The sequence below is a fragment of the Massilia sp. R2A-15 genome (assembly GCF_030704305.1).
Taxonomy (GTDB): Bacteria; Pseudomonadota; Gammaproteobacteria; order Burkholderiales; family Burkholderiaceae_D; genus JAFCUW01.
Genome location: NZ_CP131935.1, coordinates 2,797,690 through 2,820,224, shown reverse-complemented (window position 1 = coordinate 2,820,224; position 22,535 = coordinate 2,797,690). Strand labels below are relative to the sequence as shown.

Below are 22,535 nucleotides of genomic sequence, written 5' to 3'. Positions count from 1 at the left end.
TCCAACCGCACCTTCCCGGAGAATGCCATGTCCAACACTCACAGCAGCAATCAAGCCGATGCACACCGCAACGCCTACAACGCCGCATTCCACGAGCTGGGACTGCGCTTTCACTGGGACAGCGAGACCTACGAGAGCGTGTTGTGCCCGGACGGCGAGCGCGAATGCCTGCGCCGCTACCTCGAGCAGCACCAGCCGCACCTGCTCAAGGCCTACGACGCCAGCTTCCTGGTCGATGCGATCCAGACGGCCAAGGAGCGCTGCCTCGGCGTGATGTCGGCCGCCGGCGGCCACCCCGGCGCCTTCATCAATTGGGCAGAAATCCAGCAGCACCACGCTGGGGTTTGAGCAAAAAAAATCAATGGTCTAGATGTCAAAACTTAACCGAGGTCAAGGATATCAAAAAACGCTTCTCCCACAATCGGGCATCTGTTCGAACTTCCGTGTAATGACGACCCCGGTAAAAATCGGGGCGCCGGTCAGGTAAAAAGCGGTAATTTTCCTGGCGATCACTGGAGTTTGCGCTGTCCCCGCCCTCCAACGGCGAGGACAGCAGGGCAGAAGAGTCCATGGCAAGCAAAACAACATCAGGAGACAGCTTCATGAACACCCTTTCGACCCACGGCAACGGGACCACCGAAGTCCAGGCATTTTCCACAGCAATGGCGGGGGTAGCACGGGCCTGACCCACTACCACCCTGGCGCACTAAGACGCTACATTCACACCATCACGGAGACATGGAAATGACAAACGCAACAATGAAAACCCCGGCCGCGCCGGGAGCAAACCGCTGGCTTCAGCTGTTAATGGGCATCGTCTGCATGGCGATGATCGCCAACCTGCAATATGGCTGGACCCTCTTCGTCAACCCGATCGCCGACAAGTACCACTGGTCGAAAGCGGCGATCCAGGTGGCATTCACGATTTTCGTGCTGACCGAAACCTGGCTGGTGCCGATCGAAGGCTGGGCGGTCGATAAATTCGGTCCGCGCCCCGTGGTCCTGTTCGGCGGCTTGCTGTGCGCCCTGGGCTGGGTGATGAACTCGTTCGCCGACTCGCTGATGATGCTGTACATTGCCGCCGCGATCAGCGGTATCGGCGCCGGTGCCGTCTACGGCACCTGCGTCGGTTCGGCACTGAAATGGTTCCCGGATCGCCGCGGCCTGGCCGCAGGCCTGACGGCGGCCGGTTTCGGCGCCGGCTCCGCCGCCACCATCATCCCGATTTCGAAGATGATCGAAAGCTCGGGCTACGAAGCGACCTTCCTGTATTTCGGCCTCGGCCAGGGCATCATCGTCATTCTGCTGGCGCTGATGATGGTTCGTCCTCCGGCACACTCCACCGCGACCAGCAAGGCCAAGGTCCAGCAGGGCAAGGCTGAATTCAGCCCAACCCAGCTGATCCGCAAGCCGGTGTTCTGGGTCATGTACCTGATCTTCGTGCTGGTTGCCGCCGGCGGCCTGATGGCTACCGCGCAAATGGGTCCGATCGCCAAGGACTTCGCGATCGACGGCGTCAAGTTCAACGTCATGGGCATGGTCCTGCCGGCACTGACCTTCGCCCTGGCGATCGACCGTGTGCTCAACGGCCTGACCCGTCCATTCTTCGGCTGGGTGTCGGACCAGATCGGCCGCGAAAAGACCATGTTCATCGCTTTCGCGCTGGAAGCGGTCGGCATCCTGGCCCTGTACTACTACGGCCGTGACCCGATCATGTTCGTGATCCTGACCGGCATCGTGTTCTTCGCCTGGGGTGAGATCTACTCGCTGTTCCCTGCGACGTCGGCCGACACCTTCGGCACCAAGTACGCCGCCGGCAACGCTGGCCTGCTCTACACCGCGAAAGGCACCGCATCGATCTTCGTGCCGATCTCGTCGGTCATCATGGCCGCCACTGGCAGCTGGGAATCGGTGTTCTTCATCGGTTGCGGCATGAACGCCCTGGCCGCGATCCTGGCCTGGTTCGTCCTGAAGCCGATGCGCGCCAAGTTCATGGCAGAGGCGGTTACCCCTGCCGAGCAGGGCGCCGTTGAAATCGCTACCGCAGCACGCATGGCCAACTAAGCAAGACGAGGCGCCGGCCATCCCCGGCCGGCGCCCTCCCGACGACCAATCCGGCGCATTACGAGGTAAGCAAAATGATGATCAAACGCTGGATTCGCTTCCATCACATGGACGCGGTGTGCTTCGGCACGCTCGAAGGCGAGAAGATCCGGGTGTACGAGGGCGACATGTTCAACGCTCCCGAGCCGACCGGCAAATCGATGCACGTCAACGAAGTACAGATGCTCGCGCCTGTGGTGCCGGGCAAGATCCTGGCGATGTGGAACAACTTCCATGCGCTGGGCAAGAAGCTGGGACTGGAGCCTCCTCCCGAGCCGCTCTACCTGATCAAGACCCCGAACTCATTGCTCGCGCCAGGCGGCACGATCCGCAAGCCGCTGTGCGACGGCAAGGTGGTGTTCGAAGGCGAGCTGGCGATCGTGATCGGCAAGACCTGTTTCGACGTCAGCGAGGAAGAAGCGCCGCAGTACGTGTTCGGCTTCACCTGCGCGAACGACGTGACGGTGGCCGACATCATCAACCGCGATCCGACGTTCGCGCAGTGGTGCCGGGCCAAGGGCTTCGACACCTTCTGCCCGCTCGGGCCGGTGATCGCGACGGGACTTGACCCGGCGATGCTGGTGGTGCGCACCATCCACAACAACGAAGTGCGGCAGGACTACCCGGTGAATGACATGGTGTTCTCCGTGGCCCAGCTGGTGAGCAAGATTTCGAAAGACATGACTTTAAATCCGGGCGACGTCCTGTTGTGCGGGACGTCGGTCGGCGTGGGCTCCATGCGACCAGGAAGTACGATCGAAGTCGAGATCGATGGCATAGGCAAGCTCAAAAACCGGTTCGAGTAAACTAGGTGGGAGCACGTCATGAAGATAGCAGTGATCGGAGCTGGGGCAATCGGTGGTTATGTCGGCGCTAAGCTGGCACTGGCCGGCGAGGATGTGACGTTCATCGTCAGGGGCGCCAACCTGGAGGCAATTCGCGCCAGGGGAATCAAGCTGATCGAGAACGACGGAACGGAAAAGGTGGCGCCACACGTCAAGGCCACCGACAACTACGCGCAGGCGGGTGTGCAAGAGCTGGTGATCCTGGCGCTGAAAGCACACCAGGTCGACGCCGTCGCCGACGAGGTGTCGAAACTGATGGGCCCGGACACGGTGGTGGTGACCATGCAGAACGGCATCCCGTTCTGGTATTTCCACCGCCACGGCGGGCCGTTCGAAGGACATACGGTGCACAGCGTGGACGCGAGCGGCAACCTGGCGAGCAAGATCGCGCCAGCGCGCATTCTCGGCTGCGTGGTGTATCCGGCGGCGGAACTGATTGCGCCGGGCGTGATCCAGCATGTCGAGGGGGAGCGCTTCCCGCTGGGCGAGCTGGACGGGTCGATCAGCCCGAGGGCGCAGGCGATTTCCGAAGTGTTCCAGCATGCCGGCCTGAAGGCGCCGGTCCTGGACAACATCCGGGCCGAAATCTGGCTCAAGCTGTGGGGCAACGTCTGCTTCAATCCGATCAGCGCGCTGTCGCATTCGACGCTGGTCGATATCTGCCAGTATCCGCTGGCGCGGGAGCTGGCCGCGGAAATGATGCTCGAAGCGCAGGCGGTTGCCGCCAAGCTGGGAATATCGTTCCGCGTCACGCTGGACCGCCGCATCGAAGGCGCCGAGAAGGTCGGCAAGCACAAGACGTCGATGCTGCAGGATGTGGAGGCGGGGCGCGGGCCGGAGATCGACGCGCTGGTGGGGTCGGTGGTGGAGCTGGGCAAGCTGACCGGCACGCCGACGCCGCACATCGACTCGGCCTACGCGCTGGTCAAGCTGCTCGAGCGCACCATGAGCGAGGAGCACGGCGGCGTGAAGCTCGTGCCGGCGTAAGTACTGTCGGGGTCTGGTCCTGCGGACCTGACCCCATCTTCAGCAATCGGGAAAAACAAAACCCACCGCATGCGGTGGGTTTTTCATTTGCTGCCGGCGAGAGTTACAGGCCGTAAGCGTAAGCTGCGTCCGACTTGTCGCCGCCGGTTTCGGCGTCGAGCTGTTCGCGCAGGTTGAGCATGAAGAAGGCGCCAATCAGCGCAGCGAACGAGAAGGTCGAGCCGGTAGGTGCGGTAGCGGTGATGGTCGTCATGTCAAGCTCCTGAAGGTTTGTTGAATTCGATAGAGATGAGTCTACGGAAGACTGTCGAATCGATCCAATTTCGAGTTCTGATATGGGATATCACTCGACGAGATGCCAGCAAGACCGGAATGCGTTTTCGGTCGCTGCAAAAAACAAAACCCACCGCATGCGGTGGGTTTTTCATTGCGCCGCGCTGATTCCGCGGCATCGCTGTTTCAGCGGGAATTACAGGCCGTAGGCGTAAGCTGCGTCCGACTTGTCGCCGCCGGTTTCGGCGTCGAGTTCTTCACGCAGGTTGACCATGAACAGGGCGCCGATCAGCGAAGCGAACGAGAAGGTCGGTGCTGGGTAGGTCGAGCCGGCTGGTGCGGTGGTGGTGATGGTGGACATGTGCATCTCCTGAAAGTTGGTGGAATTCGATAGGTGAAATTCTACGGAAGACCTTCGAAGCAATCCAATTTCAAGTTCTGATATGAGGTATACGCGTTGCGAATATTGCCTATGACAAACCGGGCTTTTCGCGCGTTCTCTTTTTTTTGTTTGGGGGGCACTTTTTCAGCACCAGTCCCCGCCATTCTCAGATTTTTCCTTGATTCTTCAGGCGCGACAGCGTTTCCGGCGACAGGTTCAGGTAGGACGCCAGTTCCTTCTTCGGCAGCCGCTCGAACAGTTCCGGATACTTGCGCATGAAGCGGTGCACGCGGCCAGGCGCGTCGAGCAGGTGCAGCGTGATGGTGTGCGCCATGATCGAGCTCATCAGGTTCATCACCTCGTATTCAAACGCGGCCTTGACCGTGCTGTGGCTCTCGAGGAAGTTGACCCACTGCTGCAGCGGCATGCGCGCCACGCGCGCCTTGGTCACGCAGACGATGCTGTACGGCGTCGGCGTGTGCAGGCGCCACGCCGCATAACTGGTTTCGATGTCGCGTTCGGCAGGAAAGCGCAGGATCATCTCCTTCGCTTCCTGGTTGGTCACTACGCGCTTGAGAATGCCGTCGAGCACGAAATACTGCTCCATGTCATGCACGCCCTGGTTGAGCAGCAGGTCGCCTTTCTGGTGGTTCTCCACCGTCAGGTAAGGCTCGAGCGCCTCCATCTCGCTGTCGCGCAATTCTTTCAGCACGACATTCTGCTTCAGCTGGACGCGAATAATGTTTCGCTCGGGATGGTTTGCGACTAACGTCATGAGAGATTCACTACCTAATTTCACAAGAGCCGACATCATGCGGCGAAAATTGACCTCGGTCAATGAGAGATATCAGAGCGACTCGCTATAGTGGGCGCACTAAAAGACGGGCTGCACATCGACTCAGATCGAAGCTTGTACTGACAGTCAAACCGCAGCACCTTATCGAATTACTGGAGGAGACATCTCATCATGACAGACACCACGCAAGCACAAGAAATGACCGACGGTTTCCATCTGGTCATCGATGCCCTCAAGCACAACGACATCGACACGATCTTCGGCCTGGTCGGCATTCCGATCACCGACCTGTGCCGCCTGGCCCAAGCCCAGGGCATGAAATTCATCGGTTTCCGCCACGAGCAACACGCAGGCAACGCTGCCGCGATTGCCGGCTACATGACCAAGAAACCAGGCATCTGCATGACCGTGTCGGCTCCAGGCTTCCTGAACGGCCTGACCGCACTTGCCAATGCTACCACTAACTGCTTCCCGATGATTTTGATCTCGGGCTCGTCCGAGCGTGAAATCGTCGACCTGCAGCAGGGCGACTACGAAGAGATGGACCAGCTGAACGCCGCCAAGCCATACTGCAAGGCCGCCTACCGCATCAACAAGGCCGAAGACATCGGCATCGGCATCGCCCGCGCCATCCGCTCGGCCGTCTCGGGCCGTCCAGGTGGCGTCTACCTCGACCTGCCGGCCCAGCTGCTGGCCCAGACCCTCGACGCCGCCCACGGCAAGCGTTCGCTGGTCAAGGTGGTCGATGCCGCTCCTGCCCAGCTGCCTGCGCCCGACTCGGTCCAGCGCGCACTGGACGTGCTGAAAGGCGCCAAGAAGCCGCTGATCCTGCTGGGCAAGGGCGCAGCCTACGCTCAGGCCGACGCCGACATCCGCGCGCTGGTCGAGAAATCGGGCATTCCTTACCTGCCGATGTCGATGGCCAAGGGCCTGCTGCCTGACACCCACGCGCAGTCCGCATCGGCGGCCCGCTCGTTCGTGCTGGCCGAAGCCGACGTGGTCCTGCTGATCGGCGCGCGCCTGAACTGGCTGCTGTCGCACGGCAAGGGCAAGACCTGGGGCGCGATTCCGAAGAAATTCATCCAGATCGACATCTCGCCGACCGAGATCGACAGCAACGTGGCGATCGCCGCACCGCTGATCGGCGACATCGGCTCCTGCGTGCAGGCACTGGTCAAGGGCATCGACGCCGGCGGCTACCAGAAGCCGTCGGCCGAGTGGACCGGCGCGATCGCCGAGCGCAAGGACAAGAACCTGACCAAGATGGCCGCGACGCTGGAGCAGAATCCATCGCCGATGAACTTCCACAGCGCGCTGCGCGTGATCCGCGACGTCGTCAAGGCCAATCCGGAGATCAACATCGTCAACGAAGGCGCCAACACGCTGGACTACGCACGTTCGATCGTCGACATGTACCAGCCACGCAAGCGTTTCGACTCGGGCACCTGGGGCATCATGGGCATCGGCATGGGCTTTGCGATTGGCGCGGCCGTCATCTCCAAGAAGCCGGTGATCGCGATCGAAGGCGACAGCGCATTCGGCTTCTCGGGCATGGAACTGGAAACCATCTGCCGCTACGACCTGCCGGTCATCACGGTCGTGTTCAACAACAACGGCGTGTACAAGGGCACCGATCCTAACCTGAACCCGAACGACCCGAAAGACGTGCCGGTCACTTCCTTCGTCAAGGGCGCGCGTTACGACAAGATGATCGAAGCGTTCGGCGGCATCGGCTACAACGTCGAGACCCCGGAAGAGCTGGACAAGGCGCTGAAGGAAGCGCTCGCTTCGGGCAAGCCGACCCTGATCAACGCGGTGATCGACCCGAACGCAGGCACCGAGTCGGGCCGCCTGACCAACCTGAATCCGCAAAGCGGCAAGAAATAATTAAAAGCGGCACCCACGAATACTTAAGGAGAACAGCATGAGCAACAAACCGTTGGAAGGCATCAAGATCATCGACTTCACCCACGTCCAGGCAGGACCGGCTTGCACCCAGATGCTGGCATGGTTCGGCGCCGACGTGGTCAAGGTCGAGCGCCCAGGCGCGGGCGACGTGACCCGTTCGCAGCTGCGCGACATCCCTGGCGTCGATGCCCTGTACTTCACTATGCTCAACAGCAACAAGAAGTCGCTGACCCTCGACACCAAGACCCCGGCCGGCAAGGAAATCCTGACCAAGCTGATCAAGGAATCGGACGTGCTGGTCGAGAACTTCGGTCCTGGCGCACTGGACCGCATGGGCTTCACCTGGGAACACATCCATGAACTGAATCCTGGCATGATCGTCGCATCGGTCAAGGGCTTCTCGGATGGCCACCACTACGAAGACCTGAAAGTGTACGAGAACGTGGCGCAGTGCGCAGGCGGCGCCGCATCGACCACGGGCTTCGACGACGGTCCTCCAACCATCTCGGCTGCCGCGCTGGGCGACTCGAACACCGGCATGCACCTGGCCATCGGCATCCTGACCGCACTGCGCGGCCGCGACAAGACCGGCCAGGGCCAGAAGGTGGCCGTGTCGATGCAGGACTCCGTGCTGAACCTGTGCCGCGTGAAGCTGCGCGACCAGCAGCGCCTGGACCGCGTCGGCTACCTGGAAGAGTATCCACAGTACCCGCACGGCAAGTTCGACGACTTCGTGCCACGCGGCGGCAATGCCGGCGGCGGCGGCCAGCCAGGCTGGGTTCTGAAGTGCAAGGGCTGGGAAACCGATCCGAACGCGTACATCTACTTCACCATCCAGGGCCACGCCTGGGAGCCGATCACGCGCGCCATCGGCAAGCCTGAGTGGGCCAACGATCCGGCCTACATGACCGCGGCGGCACGCCAGGACAAGATCTTCGACATCTTCGCGACGATCGAAGAGTGGCTCAAGGACAAGACCAAGTACGAAGCGGTCGACATCCTGCGCAAGTTCGACATCCCATGCGCGCCTGTCATGACGATGAAGGAACTGCTGAACGATCCGTCGCTGCGCGCCAGCGGCACGATCGCCGAAGTGCAGCACAAGGAACGCGGTTCGTACTTCACCGTCGGCAGCCCGATCAAATTCTCGGACACCAAGGTCGAGATCACCGGTTCGCCGCTGCTGGGCGAGCACACCGATGAAGTGCTGGAAGGCCTCGGCTACACCCAGGCACAGATCGCTGCCCTGCACGAGCAGAAGGTAGTGTAAGGATCAGGGCGGCGCCAGCCGCCGTTGATTGCAGGCGGCGCACTGTGGCATCATGCTGCGGCGCGCCGTTTTTTATTCCTTCAGCAGAAAAGGAGCTTGCATGAGCACCAGTATCGATTTCAACCAGTTCGTCGGCGCCCTCGGCGACGGCGTCATCGTGTGCGACGCCGGCGGTGCGATCACCGTCTGGAATGCGGCGGCCACGCGCATCTTCGGCTTCACCGAAGCGGACGCGATCGGCAAATCGCTCGACATCATCATTCCCGAGCGCCAGCGCCAACGGCACTGGGACGGCTATCACAAGACGATGGCCACCGGCGAGACGCGCTACGGCAGCGACGTGCTGCGCGTGCCGGCGCTGCACAAGGAAGGCAAGCCGCTGTCGATCGCGTTCACGGTAGCGATGCTGTACACGCCCGACGGCAAGGTGTCGGCGATCGTCGCCATCGTGCGCGACGAGACGGTGCGCTGGAGCGAAGAGCGCGCGCTCAAGACCAAGCTGGCGCAGCTCGAAGCGAAGGCTGCGGCGCCCGCGGCGCAGTAATCCTGCCGCGCTTTGCTCCATCTGGAGACAGCCCGCACCGTGCGCAATACCGTGAAGTCAAGCCGTCGTACCTGCGCAGGCAGGTACCCATGCTGAGCGTGCTTTACCTCGTCGGCACGCTCGGTATGGGGGAAACGCATGCGTTTCCCCTGCGCGGGTACGACGGTTTTTAAGCTAACGCGTATTCGTGCAGTGCTGATTTATTCTTTCACTTAACGGCATTACCGCACGTTTCGGGTTTTTCATGCGCGTCAGCGGGAGCGCCGGCCGGCTAGCTGCTCGGGCCTACTTGCCCTCGAGGTCCGCGCGCTGTCGTTGTATTTCACGCAGGTGATCCCGCATGGAGATGAGGGTCATCTTCGCACCGAAGTCGGCAGGATCGACCCGCAGCTCCTGCTCCAGGCCTACGATAAAGCCGCGGACTTGCTCGATGCGCTGTTTCAGGCGCTGCAGTTCGTCGTTGCTCATACCAGGATAAATCCTATTCCTTGCGGCGTCCCGCCGTCGCGCGTGAAGCCGAACCAGCCAAGCCAATAGGACAGCATCGCGATTCTCGTATTCGGAACCTGATAGACGTCGCAATGGTAGCTTGTCCTGCAATGACGGCGGTCGAGCAGCATGGCAAATTGCGCCAGTCCTTGCTCGTCGAGGCTGGCGGCCGACGCATGGTTCCAGACCACGAGCAGATCCACATCGGCCGGATCGAGCGCGGCGCAGGCGAAGGAGCCGACGATCCAGACATCGCATTTGACGCCTGTCTGCGCCAGTTCATTGAGAAACTCTGTCAGGCCCGCCGCAAGCATGCGGCGCCGGCGCGAGCCCGGAAAAGGACGAACGAACATCGTCGCGATGTCCGGCAAACGGCACTCATGAAATCCTGGAGGGAATAGGGGCTGCATGGGGCGTCATGGTGGGGGGTATCTTGTGCGATTCAAAGTGCGGCTAATGACGCTCCTCGCCCTCGATCGAGATCAGCCGCGCCGCCGCGTACAGGTCGGGCGCGATGCGCGTGGGGACGCGGCGCGGACCGAGCCGCCATTCCATTTCGGTGCCGTTGTCGATCAGCACGGTGCGGCAGCCGGCGCGGTTGCCGGCCTCCACATCGTGCAGGCTGGCGCCGATCATCCACGAGGCGCGCAGGTCGATCTCGTGCTCCATCGCCGCCTTCAGCAGCATGCCTGGCTGCGGCTTGCGGCAGAAGCACTCGAGCCCGTTGCGCGGCGCCGGCATCAGCCGGTCGTGCGGGCAGTAGTAGAACCCTTCGAGCGTGAGCCGTTCGCGAAACAGCAGGTCGCCCAGCCGGTGCGCCACCCTTGCCATCAGTTCGTCGTCGACGCGGCCGTCGTCGCCAGTCTCCTGGTCGCTCACGGCGATGAAGCGGTAGTCCAGCCGCGCCAGCAGCCGCAGGGCAGGGCCGGCACCGGCGCGCAGGGACAGGCGGCGCTGGCCGTTGCAGGCGAAGTCGTCCACCAGCGCCCCTTGCTTGTCGAGGAACACGGCTTTCATGATCTAGGCGAATCCCACACGGTATTTGATGGCGCCGACGAGCCGCCAGAACACCGCCAGCGGCGGGATCAGCGGCGACGTCAGCAGCACTTCGGCGACGTGCGATGCGCTCCTGGAGGCGTGGTGCAGGCGCCGCACGCACAGCATGCCGGTCAACACCAGCCAGGTGCCGGCGCCGAGGACGGCGACAATCTCCTGGCCGAAGCCCCTCCCGAGCGCGGCGACCAGCAGCGCGGCGACGGTGGCATAGTCTTCCCAGCAGGGCAGGCGGCGGATTTTCTGCCGGTACAGCGCGGGATGCTTTTTGTAGAGCAGCGCGTCGAAGGCGACGCCATGCAGCTGGGACAGGCTGGCGCCCCAGGCCGGTCTCGCCACCGGCTGCGACACCAGCGCCTGCGGTGCGCGCCCCACGCGGGCGTTCATTTCGAGCAGGCGGAAATGCATGTCGGCGTTTTCGCGCCAGCCGGCACCGAAGCGTTCGTCGAAGCCGCCCAGCGCATCGAGCAGCGTGCGGCGCCAGAAGCAGTTGGCCGCGGAGAATCCGGCCGGCTCGGCGTCGGACGCCGGCGCATTGGACGGCGTTTCCACGCCCCCGCACAGCACGTCGGTCTGGTCATCGAACGCCGCCATGCCCTGCGACAGCCAGCCCGGCGAGGGCACGGTGTCGTCGCCGGTGAAGGCGATCACCGGCGCCCGCGCCGCCTGCCAGCCGCGGTTGCGCGATGCGCCCGGCCCGTGCGGCCCGTCGTCGTTGGCGACATATACCAGGCGCGGCCCGCGATCGACGGTGCGCGCGCGCCAGCCTGCCACCAGTTGCAGCGTATTGCGGTCGGGATCGTCGTCGACGATGATCACTTCGTAGGCGGCGGCGGGAAAGTCCTGGCGCGTCAGCGCGTCGAGGCTGCGGTCGAGCAGGTCGAGGTCGCCGTTGGTCGGCACCACCACCGACACGGCCAGCGTCAGCTCGGCGATGGTGCCGTTTGCTGCTGTATCCATACGCCTCTCCCGACGATCGCTGCTGCGGTTTATAGGGTTGGAGCGGCGCCGGGGCCGTCTGGTTCCGGCTGACTTACATTGCTTGAACCTGGATCAATGTAGTGTGCTTGCGGACGAACTTGTCGACGGCGTCGAGCGTCGGCGCGAGCTTGCGCAGAGGCGTGGCGAGCGACGCCACCAGGGTCGCGTGGTTCACGCCATCGTAATAGATTTCCTCGACCGATACGCCGCGCGCGCGCAGCCGTTTTGCCAGCCCGCCGGTGTTGCGCGCCGGGTTGACCAGCCGGTCGCTGCTGGCCGCGATCAGCAGCGCCGGCACGCGCGGCCCGTCGAGATGGTTGACCGGCTGCGATTCCGCCGGCGTATCCGGGAAGTGGAACACCGGCCGCGCCGTGGGATTTTCCACCGGCAGGAAATCGTAGGGGCCGGCCATGCCGATCCAGCCGCGCAGGGCGGCCGGCGTCATGCCCTGTTTTGCCAGCCAGCGGCCGTCGAGGGCGATCATCGCGGCGTTGTAGGCGCCGGCGCTGTGGCCCATCACGAACAGCTGGTTCGGGTCGCCGCCGTAACCCGCGATGTGCTTTGCCGTCCACGCCACCGCTTGTGCGGCATCGTCGAGGAAGTCCGGATAGCTCACTTCGGGGTACAGGCGGTAATCGGGAATCACCACAACGAAGCCGCGCGCGGCGAGGGCGCGGCCGACGAAGGCGTAGCTCTCGCGCTGGCCGCTGGTCCAGTTGCCGCCGTAGAAAAATACGACGACCGGCGACGCGGCGGTGACGGTGGCGGGTCGGTAGATGTCGAGCTTGAGGCGCGGATTGGCGCCGAAGGCGAGGCCGGTGCTGGCGTGGACGCCGTTGGCCGGCGACAGCGCGTTGAGCGCAGTCAGCGGCGAGCAGGCGGCCAGGCAGGCCAGCGCAAAGGCTGCGGCGGCCAAGGTGAGGCCGATCCTGGTCGCCAAGTTACAGCTGGCTCGCGCCAAAGGTGTCGCACTGCTCGATCTGGCCGGACTGGATGCCGCGGGTGAACCAGCGCACGCGCTGGGCCGAGGTGCCGTGGGTGAACGAGTCCGGCACGACCTGGCCTTGCGACTGCTTTTGCAAGGTGTCGTCGCCGATCGCGGTCGCCGCCGACAGCGCGCCTTCGACGTCGCCCTGTTCGAGGATGCTGCGCGCCTTGTTGGCGTGGAAGCCCCAGACGCCGGCGAAGCAGTCAGCCTGCAGTTCGAGCTTGACCGACATGGCGTTGGCCTGGCGCTCGCTGCCGCGCTCGCGCGCCGCCGCCACCTGCTGGTCGATGCCGAGCAGGTGCTGGACGTGGTGGCCCACTTCGTGCGCGATCACGTAGGCATTGGCGAACTCGCTGGAGACATGGAAGCGCTGCTGCATCAGGCGGTAAAAGGCCAGGTCGATGTACACTTTCTGGTCGCCGGGACAGTAGAACGGGCCCGAAGCGGTCTGGCCGGTGCCGCAGGCGGTTTGCGTGGCGCCGGTGAACAGCACCAGCTTCGGCTTGACGTACTGCGCGTTCTGGGCGCGGAACAGCTGGGTCCACACGTCCTCGGTATCGGCCAGCACCACCGAGACGAACTTCGCCTCGCGGTCGTCCTTGGGCGGCGCGTGGGCCGGCTGTTCCTGCTGCACCGGCATCGAGCCGCCGCCGCTAAGGGCGTTAATGATCGTCATCGGGCTCACGCCCAGGAAGTAGGAGCCGATCAGCGCGATGGCGATGGTGCCGATGCCGATCGAGCGCCCGCCGAAGCCGAAACCGCCGCCGCCTCCGCCGCCGTCGCCGCGACGGTCTTCTACGTTATCGCTTTCGCGATTGCCTTCCCATTTCATATGAAGCTCCTGCTGTGTGATGGTGAAAATGCTAACTGTTGCCAATATACCGGGAAGACGGGAATTGCAGCGCCCGCATGCAAAACCGGGGTCAGGTCCGGCGGACCTGACCCCAGCTGTTGGTCCGGGACGCGGACAAAATCAATCCGGCGTGCCGTCGCTGCGCCGTCCCACGTTGCTCTGGCGCTCCTGCTTCAGGTTCTGGTCCAGCTCGGACGGCTCGCGGTTGGCCGTGTTCGACAGGCCGGTATCGTCGTTCATTTCCTCGTCGGCCGACTGGCGGTTGCCGCCCGGGCTGCGCGGATAGCCGCCGGCCGCGTCGTTGGACTGGCGTTCGCCCGGCCTGGACTGCTGCTTCGAATCGCCGTGCAGCGTGCCCGACTGCTCCGACTGGTTCAGGTTGCCGCGGTCGGCGGTGCTGCCGGCGCGCGAGGACGAGACGTTCAAGTCGTTGCCGCCGTTGTCGGACTGGTTGTTGGCGTTGTTGCGTTGGTTGGTGTTCATAGCGTCTCCGTGTGTGGTTGACAGTGTTGCCATCTTGCGCGCCACGCGTGCTGCACAGAATAGGATGGCAGAGCGGCCTCGTGTAGGACGCAGACTGACGGGAGCGCACCAGTGAGGGCAGTATTTATTTTGCGCATTTTCTCTAGCGCGTTGTCCTACAAAGCCGACTGCTTCTGTCCTATACCGGCTTCTAGTTGCCCTGCATAAGATGATTTCATCCGGTCGCTCATCTGCGCCTTTCCGTGAGGGATCGGACATCGACCTCCGCAATCGCGGTGGCTTGAACAGAGGATGGAGGTTCACCATGGCTTCGAGTAATCAAGGCAACAAGCAAAGTGGCAACCAGGGCGTGAGCCAAGGTGGCGGTACCAAGAATCGCGGATTCGCTTCCATGGATCCGGCCCGCCAGCGCGAAATCGCCAGCGAAGGCGGCAAGGCGGCACACCAGAAAGGCACGGCGCATGAATTCACGTCCGAAGAAGCACGCCGGGCGGGCAGCATGAGCCACGGCAACCGCCAATCGGCCGAATCGAGCGCGCGCACCGCCAGCAGCGCCCGCACCAGCGTCAAACAAGGGCCCGACATCCAGGGCGAACAAGGCGCCAGCCGTGCAGGGGAAAAACCTGCTGCACCGGACACGCCCAAAAAGTCGCACTGACCGTGCGGCAGAGGCGCCTGGCAGCAGGCGCATCTTCATCACCAGAACAGGGGAGCGCAAGCTCCCCGTTTTATAGGCAGATTCATACAAAAGACGGAATGGATGGGGTAGAATCGACGCGCATTTTCAATCCACCCTGGGGAATTTCGTCGTGAAACAAGCAGTTATCCGTCAAGTCAAAAGCATGGCCATGTCCTGCGATCCGGTCGGCAATCTGCTGCTGGCCAAGTTTTCTTGCGAGGGCGGCAAGGACGCCTGCGTATTCATCCCCGCATCGATCGTCTTCTGGCTGCTCGCGCACCTGCCCGTCAACCAGGATCCCACCCTGAAGCAGCCGCCGGCGCCGCCGAAGATCGACCAGGACGACTGGTACGACCCGGCCACCCCGCGCGCGCTCAGCGTGAACTGCAAGGAACTCCCGGGCGCGATCCGCATGACGATGGAGCTGGACCGCTCGCCGGGCCTGACCATCCTGCTCAACCGCTCCAATGTCGAGATGATGCGCCAGATCTTCGGCCATTATTCGTCCGACCTGATCAACCTCGACGCGTAAGCAAGGAAGCCCATGTCCATCAAAATCAGCCAGGTGTTCGATTCCGGCGCCATCGACGTGGTCAGCGCCGACAGCGCCGCGCGCATCGACCTGAACCTGCGCAGCGATTCGCACGCCGACATCCATCAGTGGTTCCACTTCCGCCTGCAAGGCGCGAGCGGTCAGGCGTGCACGATGCGCTTCCTGAACGCCGGCCAGGCGACCTATCCGAAGGGCTTCGAAGGCTATCAGGCCGCCGCCAGCTACGATACCGAAAACTGGTTCCGCGTGCCCACCAGCTTCGACGGCCAGGTCATGACGATCAACCACACGCCGGAACGCGACAGCGTCTATTACGCGTATTTCGAGCCGTACTCGTGGGAGCGCCACCTGCGCCTGCTGGGCGAAGTGGCCGAGAATCCGCTGGCGCGCGTGTCCGACATCGGCAGCACCGTCGATGGCCGCGACATGAACCTGGTCGTCATCGGCGATGCGAACGCGGAGAAGAAGATCTGGGTCATCGCGCGCCAGCATCCGGGCGAGACGATGGCCGAATGGTTCGTCGAGGGCATGATCGACGCCTTGCTCGACGACGCCAACCCGGTCGCGCGCAAGCTGCTGCAGCGCGCCGCGTTCTACATCGTGCCGAACATGAATCCGGATGGCTCGTTCCGCGGCAACCTGCGCACCAACGCCGCCGGCGCCAACCTGAACCGCGAGTGGATGACTCCGTCGCAAGAGCGCAGCCCGGAAGTGCTGTGCGTGAAGAACAAGATCCACGAAGTCGGCTGCGACATGTTCTTCGACATCCACGGCGACGAAGCGCTGCCGTACAACTTCGTGGCGGGCAACGAGATGCTGGCCGACTTCACGCCCGAGCGCGCGGCGCGCCAGAAGGCGTTTGTGGACCAGTACATGGCGGCCAGCCCGGACTTCCAGAACGTCTACGGCTACGCGGCCAGCAAGTACAACGAAGACATGCTGACGCTCGCGTCGAAGTACATCGGCCACACCTTCAAGTGCCTGTCGCTGACGCTGGAGATGCCGTTCAAGGACAACGCCGACCTGCCGGATGCGTACACCGGCTGGAACGGCGCGCGCAGCAGCGAGCTGGGCGCGGCGATCCTGCAGCCGATCCTGCAGTCGCTGGACTGATCGTGGGCGTCGAGATCGAACGCAAGTTCCTGCTGGCCGGCGACCGCTGGCGCACGCTGGGCACGCCCGTGCTGCTGCGCCAGGGCTACCTGTCGTCCGACCCGGGCCGCGTGGTGCGGGTGCGGGTGGACGGCAACCAGGCCTACCTCACCATCAAGGGCCGCAGCGAGGGCGCAACGCGCGGCGAGTGGGAGTATCCGATTCCGCTCGACGAGGCGAACGAGCTGCTCGAACGCCTGTGCGAGAAGCCGCTCATCGAGAAGACCCGGCGCGCTATCAGCTTTCGCGGCAATACCTGGGAAGTCGATGAATTCCTCGGCGTCAACCAGGGCCTGGTGGTGGCGGAGATCGAGCTGGCGTCGGAAGACCAGCAGTTCGACAAGCCGGACTGGATCGGCGAGGAAGTGACACACGATGCGCGCTATTACAACTCCAGCCTGGTGCGCAAGCCGTTTTCGAGCTGGTAAATGCTGCGACGCGCCTTCCTGACCTGCTGCCTGCTCGCGTGCGTGTCCGCCGCGGCAGGCGCGCCGGCCTACTTCCCGCCGCCGGGCGAGTGGGCGCGAAAATCGCCTGCGGAGTTGGGCATGGACCCCGCGCGCCTGGCCGACGCCGTCGCCTACGCCAGGTCGCACGAGACTTCGCGCGCCATCGATTTCTCCGACCAGGAACAGACGTTCGGCGCGATGCTCGGCTCGATGCCGACCCGGCGCGCGCACACCAACGGACTGGTGATCTACAAAGGCTACGTGGTGGCGGAGTTCGGTGACACCGGCTTCGTCGATCCGACCTATTCGGTGGCCAAGAGCATGCTGTCGACGGTGGCGGCGCTGGCGCTGCGCGACGGCAAGATCGCCTCGATCGACGACCCTGTCGCCAGGCTGGTAGCCGACGGCGGCTACGCGTCGCCGCACAACGCGCAGATCACCTGGAAGCACCACTTGCAGCAGGAGTCCGAGTGGGAAGGGCAGATGTGGGGCAAGCGCGACGACTTCATCGGCGCTGCCGCGTTCGGTGCGGGCGAGCGCAAGCCGCGCGCGCTGTCCGCCCCGGCGAGTTTTACGAGTACAACGATGTGCGCATCAACCGCCTGGCGCTGTCCCTGCTGCGCGTGTGGAACAAGCCGGTGCCGGACGTGTTCCAGGACGAGGTGATGGGCCCGATCGGCGCCTCGGCCACGTGGAAGTGGGTGCCGTACCACAACAGCTATGTGGACCTGAACGGCAAGCGCACGGCGTCGGTCAGCGGCGGCACGCGCTGGGGGGGCGGCATGTGGATCAATTCCTGGGACATGGCGCGGTTCGGCTACCTGTGGCTGCGCGGCGGCGCCTGGGGCGGCCGGCAGATCCTGCCCGCGTCGTATGTGCAGGCGGCGCTGGCGCCGAGCGCGCACGGTCCCGACTACGGTTATCTGTGGTGGCTGAACACGAAGGGCAAGAATTTCCCCGGAATGCCGGCAAGCACCTACGGCGCATTGGGCGCCGGCAGCAACACCATCACCATCTCGCCCGAGCACGACCTGGTCGTCGTTTGGCGCTGGCATGCGGGCAACCAGGCCGAGTTCGCGCGCCGCGTGATTGAGGCGATTCCGAAACGCTGAGTGGCGGTGCGTGGTGGCCGAATTCCTTCAGCCTAAATGTAATAGTAAGTATTGCCCATTACGCTCTTAAAGAGCTTGAACGATCCCCCCGGCGGCCCGGAACCTTCGGTGCGCCACGAGACGAGCTTGCCGGGAGTTGGGTCCGCGATGCTTGACTCCGAGGTTACGGCGATCGCTGCGTCAATGAAATCAATATAGAGCTGCTTTCGTTTATCTTTGCGGCTGTTGGCGATATCAACAATCGATTGAATTCTCAATGCAAGATCGTCGGTGATAGTCGGATATGCACCAAAACCGGCGAATTGGCCGGGTGCGCGCACGATATCTGCGATGCTTTTGGCACCAGCCGCGCCGTAAGGTTTAGGATTCTCCAGCCGGTTGAACAGCACCTTGTCCATGTACTGCATTGAGAGTTTTGCGTCAGCCGCTGAGTAAACCTTATAGGCGGGAGAGCGGCATTCAGCGAGCAAAAGCCTCACTTCGCAGCCGGCGTTGCTGTCTTTCGGGGGAAGTACGATCATTGGCGCCACCTCGAAAAATGAGCGGATAAATGGGTCAGTGTTTGGCGCGCGCAGGCGAAACGCCCCTCCCGGGGCTGCGCGGTGTAATGTGCAGCTGCGCGCCGTGCTGATGGCAGGCGTTGCGTATCTGCTCCAGCCTGTCTTTGGTGATCAGATAGGTGCTGCCGCGCAAATCGGACTCGCTTGCGACGACGTCCTTCTTCAAATTTAAGCGCCGTCGAGAGAGCGATAGATCAGTTTCGCCGTCTTCGTATAAGATCAGCTCACCACCTTGTTCCCAAAGCACCCACGCGAATTTGGACCGATCGTCCGCAATGAGTCCCAGCACGCAGACATCTTCAGCGGCGTGCGGTCTTTGTTTTTGGATATATTTGCGGACGACGCTCTTGTAGTTAGAAAAATCATGGGTCTGGTCTAGGCTGAATGTCTGCCCGATGGAAGCGGGCTGCGCCGCAGCTTGGCCAGGCATTGGTAGCCAAGCCGCCATGCAGAATGACAGAGCAAGAAAGCGCCTGCCAACGGCATCGGTAATCTTCATGGAGTCCGCCTTCGTGCCAAATACGCGATGGTTGATTATGTGAGAAGTTGGATCAGCGTGCATCCCATCAATTCGGCGCGTTGACAGCACGCCAGAAATAATGCGCGCTCTCCCAAACCGCAAAAAAGCGCAAAATCCTCCGTGACATCATTGCGGAGGATTCCATGACGCTGACACTGACTTCAACCGCGTTCGACGCCGGCGGGCCGATCCCGCCGATCTACACCTGTGAAGGCAACGACATCTCGCCGCCGCTGGCTTGGTCCGGCGCACCGGCCGAGACCAAAAGCTACGCGCTGATCGTCGACGATCCCGACGCTCCCGATCCGGCGGCGCCGCAGCGAACGTGGGTGCACTGGGTGGTGTACAACCTGGGGCCGGAAGTATCGGCGCTGGAGCAGGCCGGCAGGCATTCGCCGTCCGGCTCGCTCGACGGGCTGAACGACTGGAAGCGCGCCGGCTATGGCGGACCGTGCCCGCCGATCGGGCGTCATCGCTATTTCTTCAAGCTGTACGCGCTCGACACCATGCTGCCCGACCTGAAGCAGCCCACCAAGCAGCAGCTGGAGAAGGCGATGGAAAAGCATGTGCTGGCCAAGGCGGAGCTGATCGGGACCTATCACAAGGCGTAGACCCTGGGTGTCGCTCCTGCGCAGGCAGGAGCCCATGCTGAGTATGTGCAAAGCCGGCATGGGTTCCTGCCTGCGCAGGAACGACAGGCGAAAAAAAGGGGTCTGGTCCCACGGACCTGACCCCATCTTTGTCGCAGCCGCGAGCCTTAGTGGAAGTGCTCGCCCCCTTGCGGTGTATCTTCCGGCATCTCGGCATGCACCAGGTCGCCCGCCGGATCGGCGAAGTAGGGCGCGCCGCAATCGTCGCAGTACTCGACCACGAAGCGCTCGCTGTGCTTCTTCACGTGCGTCACGCCCGCTTCGTTCAGGTGCGCGATGATCTCGTCGATCGGCGCGCGCGGCGCATCGAGCTCACCGGCCGTGCCGATATTGCCCAGGCCCTCGACCGGCGTGCCGTCTTCGTCTTCCTGCCCGTACAGCGGCCACACGATGCCGTAGATGACGTCGGACTCCGCGCGCAGGGTGAAGCCGACGCGGTACTCGTCGATCTGGCCGTCGGCCGATTCCTCGCCGAAGCCGGCGATCACCGCGCGCAGGTCGCCCGGCTCGATGCCCAGGGTGTTGGTCAGATAATGCACCGCGGCGCGGATCGACACCGGGCGAATCAGCTTGTCGGCTTCGCGGCATGCGACGTAATACGCCTCGGGCAGCAGCAGCTCGATGCCGCAGCCCGGCAGCAGCCGCGCGACGTTCGGCGTGGCCTGCTCGCGCCACCGGTTCAGCGCGCGCGCTCGCTCGCCGGCGAAATCGACCTGGTGCTGCGTCTCCTGCCAGCGGAACATCGGCGCGCCCAGCGGCGCCACGACCGCGGCCAGCAAGTAGCGGGTGTCGGCCAGGAAGGGCGCGGTTTCCGGCGGCCGGCTGGCCGGCTTGATGCCGCCGCCCTTGAAGGCCGCCTGCGCCAGCTTGTGCGTGATGGCGTAGGCTTCGACGTGGGTGCGCGGCAGCTGGTCGATCGAGTACAAGGTCGGCGCCATCGCCACGCGGGTGCCGTCGGCCAGCAGGTGCGCCGAGAAATGCGCCGACAGGGTGGTCAGCAGCTCGGCCGGGATGTTGCCCGAGCCGATGGAAAAACGCGTCCAGGCCAGGATCGGCGCGGCCACCAGCAGCGCCTGCCAACCGGTTTCGACGCCATCGACCAGCTCCGTCATGGTCGACGATTCGCTGATCGCTTCGACGCCTTCCATCAAGGTGTCGTAGCCGTTCAGGTCATCCTTGAACAGCATGTTGAGGGTGGCGTCGACGGTGTCCTGGTGGCCCGACTTGAGCAGTTTCTGCAGCTGCGTATCCAGTTGCTGCTCCAGCACGCGCTCTTCGATGCGGCTGCCGGCCTGCGCGATGGCCTGTGAAAGGCTGGCGAGGCGCTGGCTCTCGGCAGAGAGTCTATTGGATGGATCTTTGGATGGACGACGCATGGCGCTTTATGATGATTGAATTGAACTCGTATTGTAGTTGATTCGGCCTTCTTCCATGAACTCTCAGGTTCGCGCTGGGCTCCTTCGAAAGAACCCGGAAAAAAAGTGGCCCGCGCTGGGCGGGCCACTTCGATCGGATTGCGCGTTTTGCCAAACCGCGTCACCCGCGCGCCGGCGCTGTCCGCCGCCGGCGTGCAAGCGCCATGATGGCGGCGGCCAGCGCGGCGAGGGCCGCCGTACCTGGCTCCGGCACGGCATTGCCCCTGATCGGCGTATCGAAGGTGATGACGTATGCCGGATCGAATTCCGTCACCGACCTCAGGCCGACGCGATAGGTTCCCGGGTTCAGGAACCGCTGCAAGTCTCCCGTGAAATTATCGGCTGCATTCAGCGCAAGCTTGTCCAGTTCGACGCCAATCGCATCGAGCAGCGCGAACTCGAAGATCGCCTGCGGGTCGGCGTCGGTCAGAACCGAATTCGCCCGGAACAGGCCGCCCTGCCAATAGAATTCGTAAAACGCCATCGACCCGACGCCACCGATGGTTCCGTTCAATTGTCCGATCTCGCCCTGGTGCGTCAGCGGCGTCGGATTGTTCGCAGTGCCCCCTTGCAGCGTCAACGAGGTGACCGATCCGTTGATTGGCCCGGTCGTGAATTGGCCCAGCGTGCTCGTAATGAAATTGCGATAGAAGCCGACCGGGTTGCCGGTGCCACAGTTGAGCGCTCCTCCGCAATGGTCGAGATTACTGAATTGAAGGACATATTGGTATTTTGTGTTGCCCGCAAGCGTGTTGGCGGGCAGTAAAAGGCTGGTGGTCGTCATCGGCATGGGCGCCGAGACATAGACGGGCGATCCGTCTTCCTTGTAAATGGCGACCCTGACTGAGGGCGTGACTTCTCCCGGCGACAGCGGAATGCCATCGGCGACGAAGGAATTGAAATTCAACGAGTGTTGCACCGTGGCGTTGACGCCCTGCAGCGTGGCATAACTCGATGCGCTCATCGCCGGAATGGCGATTTCGCCCAGGCCGCCGGGCACTGTCGGCCAATGATTGAAATCGTAATCCAGTCGTGCCGTCTGCCTGGCGCCGGTTGAACTGTTGGCGGCCTCGATTGTGTAGGTGCCAAATGGAAACGCTGCGTTCATTTGCGCCATCGCCGCCGTCGCATCGCTGCCGCTTTGCACCCCTCCGGTGATACCCGCGCTGTATGTCCCGTTCGAAACGAGGCGCGGCCGATAGGCATATGAGGTTGCCGCGCCGAGTGGGGTCGTCAGGGTGACGCTGTCGAAATCCGTTTGCGCCTGGCTTGCCATGGAAAAGGAAATGCTGGCCTGCGTGAACTGGAGGCTGGCGGCAGAATCCTGGAAATAATATTCGGAAGCGTTGAGTCCCGTGTAGGCAATCCCGGCGGTCGCAGGACTTCCCTGCAGGGCGCACAAGCAGCCGAGGAAGGCCGACAGGATGATTTTCCCCTGCTTGAGCCTAGTCGGGGGATTTTTTTTCTCCATAGTATTCTCCTGTGAATTT

The 22,535-nt window shown here is 63.1% G+C and carries 29 protein-coding genes; 14 read left to right on the top strand and 15 right to left on the bottom strand.

The window, feature by feature from the left end:
- The first annotated feature begins 27 nt into the window (after nt 1-27).
- Nucleotides 28-348 (top strand): hypothetical protein, encoded by a 321-nt coding sequence (locus Q4S45_RS13050; RefSeq protein ID WP_305504812.1) that lies wholly within the window; start codon nt 28-30, stop codon nt 346-348.
- 25 nt (nt 349-373) lie between these two features.
- On the opposite strand, the gene Q4S45_RS13045 is transcribed toward Q4S45_RS13050, so the two are convergent.
- Entirely contained in the window at nt 374-604 is a 231-nt protein-coding gene (locus Q4S45_RS13045; protein WP_305504810.1) for a hypothetical protein, read from the bottom strand.
- A 140-nt stretch (nt 605-744) separates the two neighbouring features.
- Here Q4S45_RS13045 and oxlT point away from each other — a divergent pair, with 140 nt between their 5' ends.
- The 3 genes from oxlT to Q4S45_RS13030 all read left to right on the top strand — a co-directional run bounded on the left by oxlT (nt 745) and on the right by Q4S45_RS13030 (nt 3,935).
- Complete coding sequence (oxlT, locus tag Q4S45_RS13040; RefSeq protein ID WP_305504809.1) at nt 745-2,064, top strand: oxalate/formate MFS antiporter; 1,320 nt, start codon at nt 745-747, stop codon at nt 2,062-2,064.
- A gap of 77 nt (nt 2,065-2,141) precedes the next feature.
- Nucleotides 2,142-2,909: a fumarylacetoacetate hydrolase family protein gene (locus tag Q4S45_RS13035; protein ID WP_305512103.1), complete on the top strand. Its 768-nt coding sequence runs from the start codon at nt 2,142-2,144 to the stop codon at nt 2,907-2,909.
- 18 nt (nt 2,910-2,927) lie between these two features.
- Nucleotides 2,928-3,935, top strand: a complete 1,008-nt coding sequence (locus Q4S45_RS13030) for a 2-dehydropantoate 2-reductase (protein WP_305504808.1) — start codon at nt 2,928-2,930, stop codon at nt 3,933-3,935.
- Nucleotides 3,936-4,038: 103 nt separating this feature from the next.
- Here the strand turns inward: Q4S45_RS13030 and Q4S45_RS13025 are convergent, their stop codons facing one another.
- From Q4S45_RS13025 to Q4S45_RS13015, 3 genes are all read right to left on the bottom strand, one after another.
- Nucleotides 4,039-4,188: a hypothetical protein gene (locus tag Q4S45_RS13025; RefSeq protein ID WP_305504807.1), complete on the bottom strand. Its 150-nt coding sequence runs from the start codon at nt 4,186-4,188 to the stop codon at nt 4,039-4,041.
- 216 nt (nt 4,189-4,404) lie between these two features.
- Nucleotides 4,405-4,569, bottom strand: a complete 165-nt coding sequence (locus Q4S45_RS13020; protein ID WP_305504805.1) for a hypothetical protein — start codon at nt 4,567-4,569, stop codon at nt 4,405-4,407.
- 187 nt (nt 4,570-4,756) lie between these two features.
- Nucleotides 4,757-5,365: a Crp/Fnr family transcriptional regulator gene (locus Q4S45_RS13015; RefSeq protein ID WP_305504803.1), complete on the bottom strand. Its 609-nt coding sequence runs from the start codon at nt 5,363-5,365 to the stop codon at nt 4,757-4,759.
- Between the two features lie 192 nt (nt 5,366-5,557).
- Between Q4S45_RS13015 and oxc the strand changes: the two genes are divergently transcribed.
- From oxc to Q4S45_RS13000, 3 genes are all read left to right on the top strand, one after another.
- Nucleotides 5,558-7,273: an oxalyl-CoA decarboxylase gene (gene oxc, locus Q4S45_RS13010; protein ID WP_305504800.1), complete on the top strand. Its 1,716-nt coding sequence runs from the start codon at nt 5,558-5,560 to the stop codon at nt 7,271-7,273.
- A 37-nt stretch (nt 7,274-7,310) separates the two neighbouring features.
- The gene (gene frc, locus Q4S45_RS13005; protein ID WP_305504798.1) at nt 7,311-8,564 is read left to right on the top strand and encodes a formyl-CoA transferase; all 1,254 of its coding nucleotides are present in this window, start codon (nt 7,311-7,313) and stop codon (nt 8,562-8,564) included.
- Between the two features lie 100 nt (nt 8,565-8,664).
- Complete coding sequence (locus tag Q4S45_RS13000) at nt 8,665-9,108, top strand: PAS domain-containing protein (RefSeq protein WP_305504797.1); 444 nt, start codon at nt 8,665-8,667, stop codon at nt 9,106-9,108.
- Nucleotides 9,109-9,393: 285 nt separating this feature from the next.
- Here the strand turns inward: Q4S45_RS13000 and Q4S45_RS12995 are convergent, their stop codons facing one another.
- The 7 genes from Q4S45_RS12995 to Q4S45_RS12965 form a co-directional block, all read right to left on the bottom strand.
- Nucleotides 9,394-9,576, bottom strand: a complete 183-nt coding sequence (locus Q4S45_RS12995; protein ID WP_305504796.1) for a hypothetical protein — start codon at nt 9,574-9,576, stop codon at nt 9,394-9,396.
- A complete protein-coding gene (locus Q4S45_RS12990) occupies nt 9,573-9,968 on the bottom strand; it encodes a hypothetical protein (RefSeq protein WP_305504795.1) in 396 nt (131 codons plus the stop codon). Before Q4S45_RS12990 ends, Q4S45_RS12995 begins: the two co-directional genes overlap by 4 nt.
- A gap of 82 nt (nt 9,969-10,050) precedes the next feature.
- Nucleotides 10,051-10,614: an HAD-IIIA family hydrolase gene (locus Q4S45_RS12985; RefSeq protein ID WP_305504794.1), complete on the bottom strand. Its 564-nt coding sequence runs from the start codon at nt 10,612-10,614 to the stop codon at nt 10,051-10,053.
- A gap of 3 nt (nt 10,615-10,617) precedes the next feature.
- Nucleotides 10,618-11,610: a glycosyltransferase family 2 protein gene (locus Q4S45_RS12980; RefSeq protein ID WP_305504793.1), complete on the bottom strand. Its 993-nt coding sequence runs from the start codon at nt 11,608-11,610 to the stop codon at nt 10,618-10,620.
- Nucleotides 11,611-11,683: 73 nt separating this feature from the next.
- Nucleotides 11,684-12,571 carry an alpha/beta hydrolase gene (locus tag Q4S45_RS12975; RefSeq protein ID WP_305504791.1) on the bottom strand — a complete coding sequence of 296 codons (888 nt, stop codon included), beginning with the start codon at nt 12,569-12,571 and terminating at the stop codon, nt 11,684-11,686.
- 1 nt (nt 12,572) lies between these two features.
- Complete coding sequence (locus Q4S45_RS12970) at nt 12,573-13,451, bottom strand: neutral zinc metallopeptidase (RefSeq protein WP_305504789.1); 879 nt, start codon at nt 13,449-13,451, stop codon at nt 12,573-12,575.
- Nucleotides 13,452-13,592: 141 nt separating this feature from the next.
- Nucleotides 13,593-13,955 carry a hypothetical protein gene (locus tag Q4S45_RS12965; RefSeq protein ID WP_305504787.1) on the bottom strand — a complete coding sequence of 121 codons (363 nt, stop codon included), beginning with the start codon at nt 13,953-13,955 and terminating at the stop codon, nt 13,593-13,595.
- A gap of 391 nt (nt 13,956-14,346) precedes the next feature.
- On the opposite strand from Q4S45_RS12965, the gene Q4S45_RS12960 reads away from it, so the two are divergent.
- The 6 genes from Q4S45_RS12960 to Q4S45_RS12935 all read left to right on the top strand — a co-directional run bounded on the left by Q4S45_RS12960 (nt 14,347) and on the right by Q4S45_RS12935 (nt 17,900).
- Nucleotides 14,347-14,613: a KGG domain-containing protein gene (locus Q4S45_RS12960; RefSeq protein WP_374046035.1), complete on the top strand. Its 267-nt coding sequence runs from the start codon at nt 14,347-14,349 to the stop codon at nt 14,611-14,613.
- Between the two features lie 190 nt (nt 14,614-14,803).
- Complete coding sequence (locus Q4S45_RS12955; RefSeq protein WP_305504783.1) at nt 14,804-15,166, top strand: hypothetical protein; 363 nt, start codon at nt 14,804-14,806, stop codon at nt 15,164-15,166.
- Nucleotides 15,167-15,178: 12 nt separating this feature from the next.
- On the top strand, nt 15,179-16,300 hold the full coding sequence (locus Q4S45_RS12950; protein WP_305504781.1) for a M14-type cytosolic carboxypeptidase: 1,122 nt from the start codon (nt 15,179-15,181) through the stop codon (nt 16,298-16,300).
- A gap of 2 nt (nt 16,301-16,302) precedes the next feature.
- Nucleotides 16,303-16,767 carry a CYTH domain-containing protein gene (locus tag Q4S45_RS12945; protein ID WP_305504779.1) on the top strand — a complete coding sequence of 155 codons (465 nt, stop codon included), beginning with the start codon at nt 16,303-16,305 and terminating at the stop codon, nt 16,765-16,767.
- On the top strand, nt 16,768-17,454 hold the full coding sequence (locus Q4S45_RS12940; RefSeq protein WP_305504778.1) for a hypothetical protein: 687 nt from the start codon (nt 16,768-16,770) through the stop codon (nt 17,452-17,454).
- A complete protein-coding gene (locus Q4S45_RS12935; RefSeq protein ID WP_305504777.1) occupies nt 17,376-17,900 on the top strand; it encodes a serine hydrolase in 525 nt (174 codons plus the stop codon). The genes Q4S45_RS12940 and Q4S45_RS12935 overlap by 79 nt, the downstream gene beginning before the upstream one ends.
- Nucleotides 17,901-17,932: 32 nt before the next feature.
- On the opposite strand, the gene Q4S45_RS12930 is transcribed toward Q4S45_RS12935, so the two are convergent.
- Together Q4S45_RS12930 and Q4S45_RS12925 are read right to left on the bottom strand one after the other, a co-directional pair.
- On the bottom strand, nt 17,933-18,421 hold the full coding sequence (locus Q4S45_RS12930; RefSeq protein WP_305504776.1) for a hypothetical protein: 489 nt from the start codon (nt 18,419-18,421) through the stop codon (nt 17,933-17,935).
- Between the two features lie 34 nt (nt 18,422-18,455).
- Entirely contained in the window at nt 18,456-18,959 is a 504-nt protein-coding gene (locus Q4S45_RS12925) for a hypothetical protein (RefSeq protein WP_305504774.1), read from the bottom strand.
- 164 nt (nt 18,960-19,123) lie between these two features.
- On the opposite strand from Q4S45_RS12925, the gene Q4S45_RS12920 reads away from it, so the two are divergent.
- Complete coding sequence (locus tag Q4S45_RS12920) at nt 19,124-19,591, top strand: YbhB/YbcL family Raf kinase inhibitor-like protein (RefSeq protein WP_305504772.1); 468 nt, start codon at nt 19,124-19,126, stop codon at nt 19,589-19,591.
- A gap of 146 nt (nt 19,592-19,737) precedes the next feature.
- Here the strand turns inward: Q4S45_RS12920 and Q4S45_RS12915 are convergent, their stop codons facing one another.
- Nucleotides 19,738-21,006, bottom strand: a complete 1,269-nt coding sequence (locus tag Q4S45_RS12915; RefSeq protein ID WP_305504770.1) for a DUF2863 family protein — start codon at nt 21,004-21,006, stop codon at nt 19,738-19,740.
- A 160-nt stretch (nt 21,007-21,166) separates the two neighbouring features.
- Nucleotides 21,167-22,516 (bottom strand): PEP-CTERM sorting domain-containing protein, encoded by a 1,350-nt coding sequence (locus Q4S45_RS12910; protein ID WP_305504768.1) that lies wholly within the window; start codon nt 22,514-22,516, stop codon nt 21,167-21,169.
- Nucleotides 22,517-22,535: the final 19 nt, after the last annotated feature.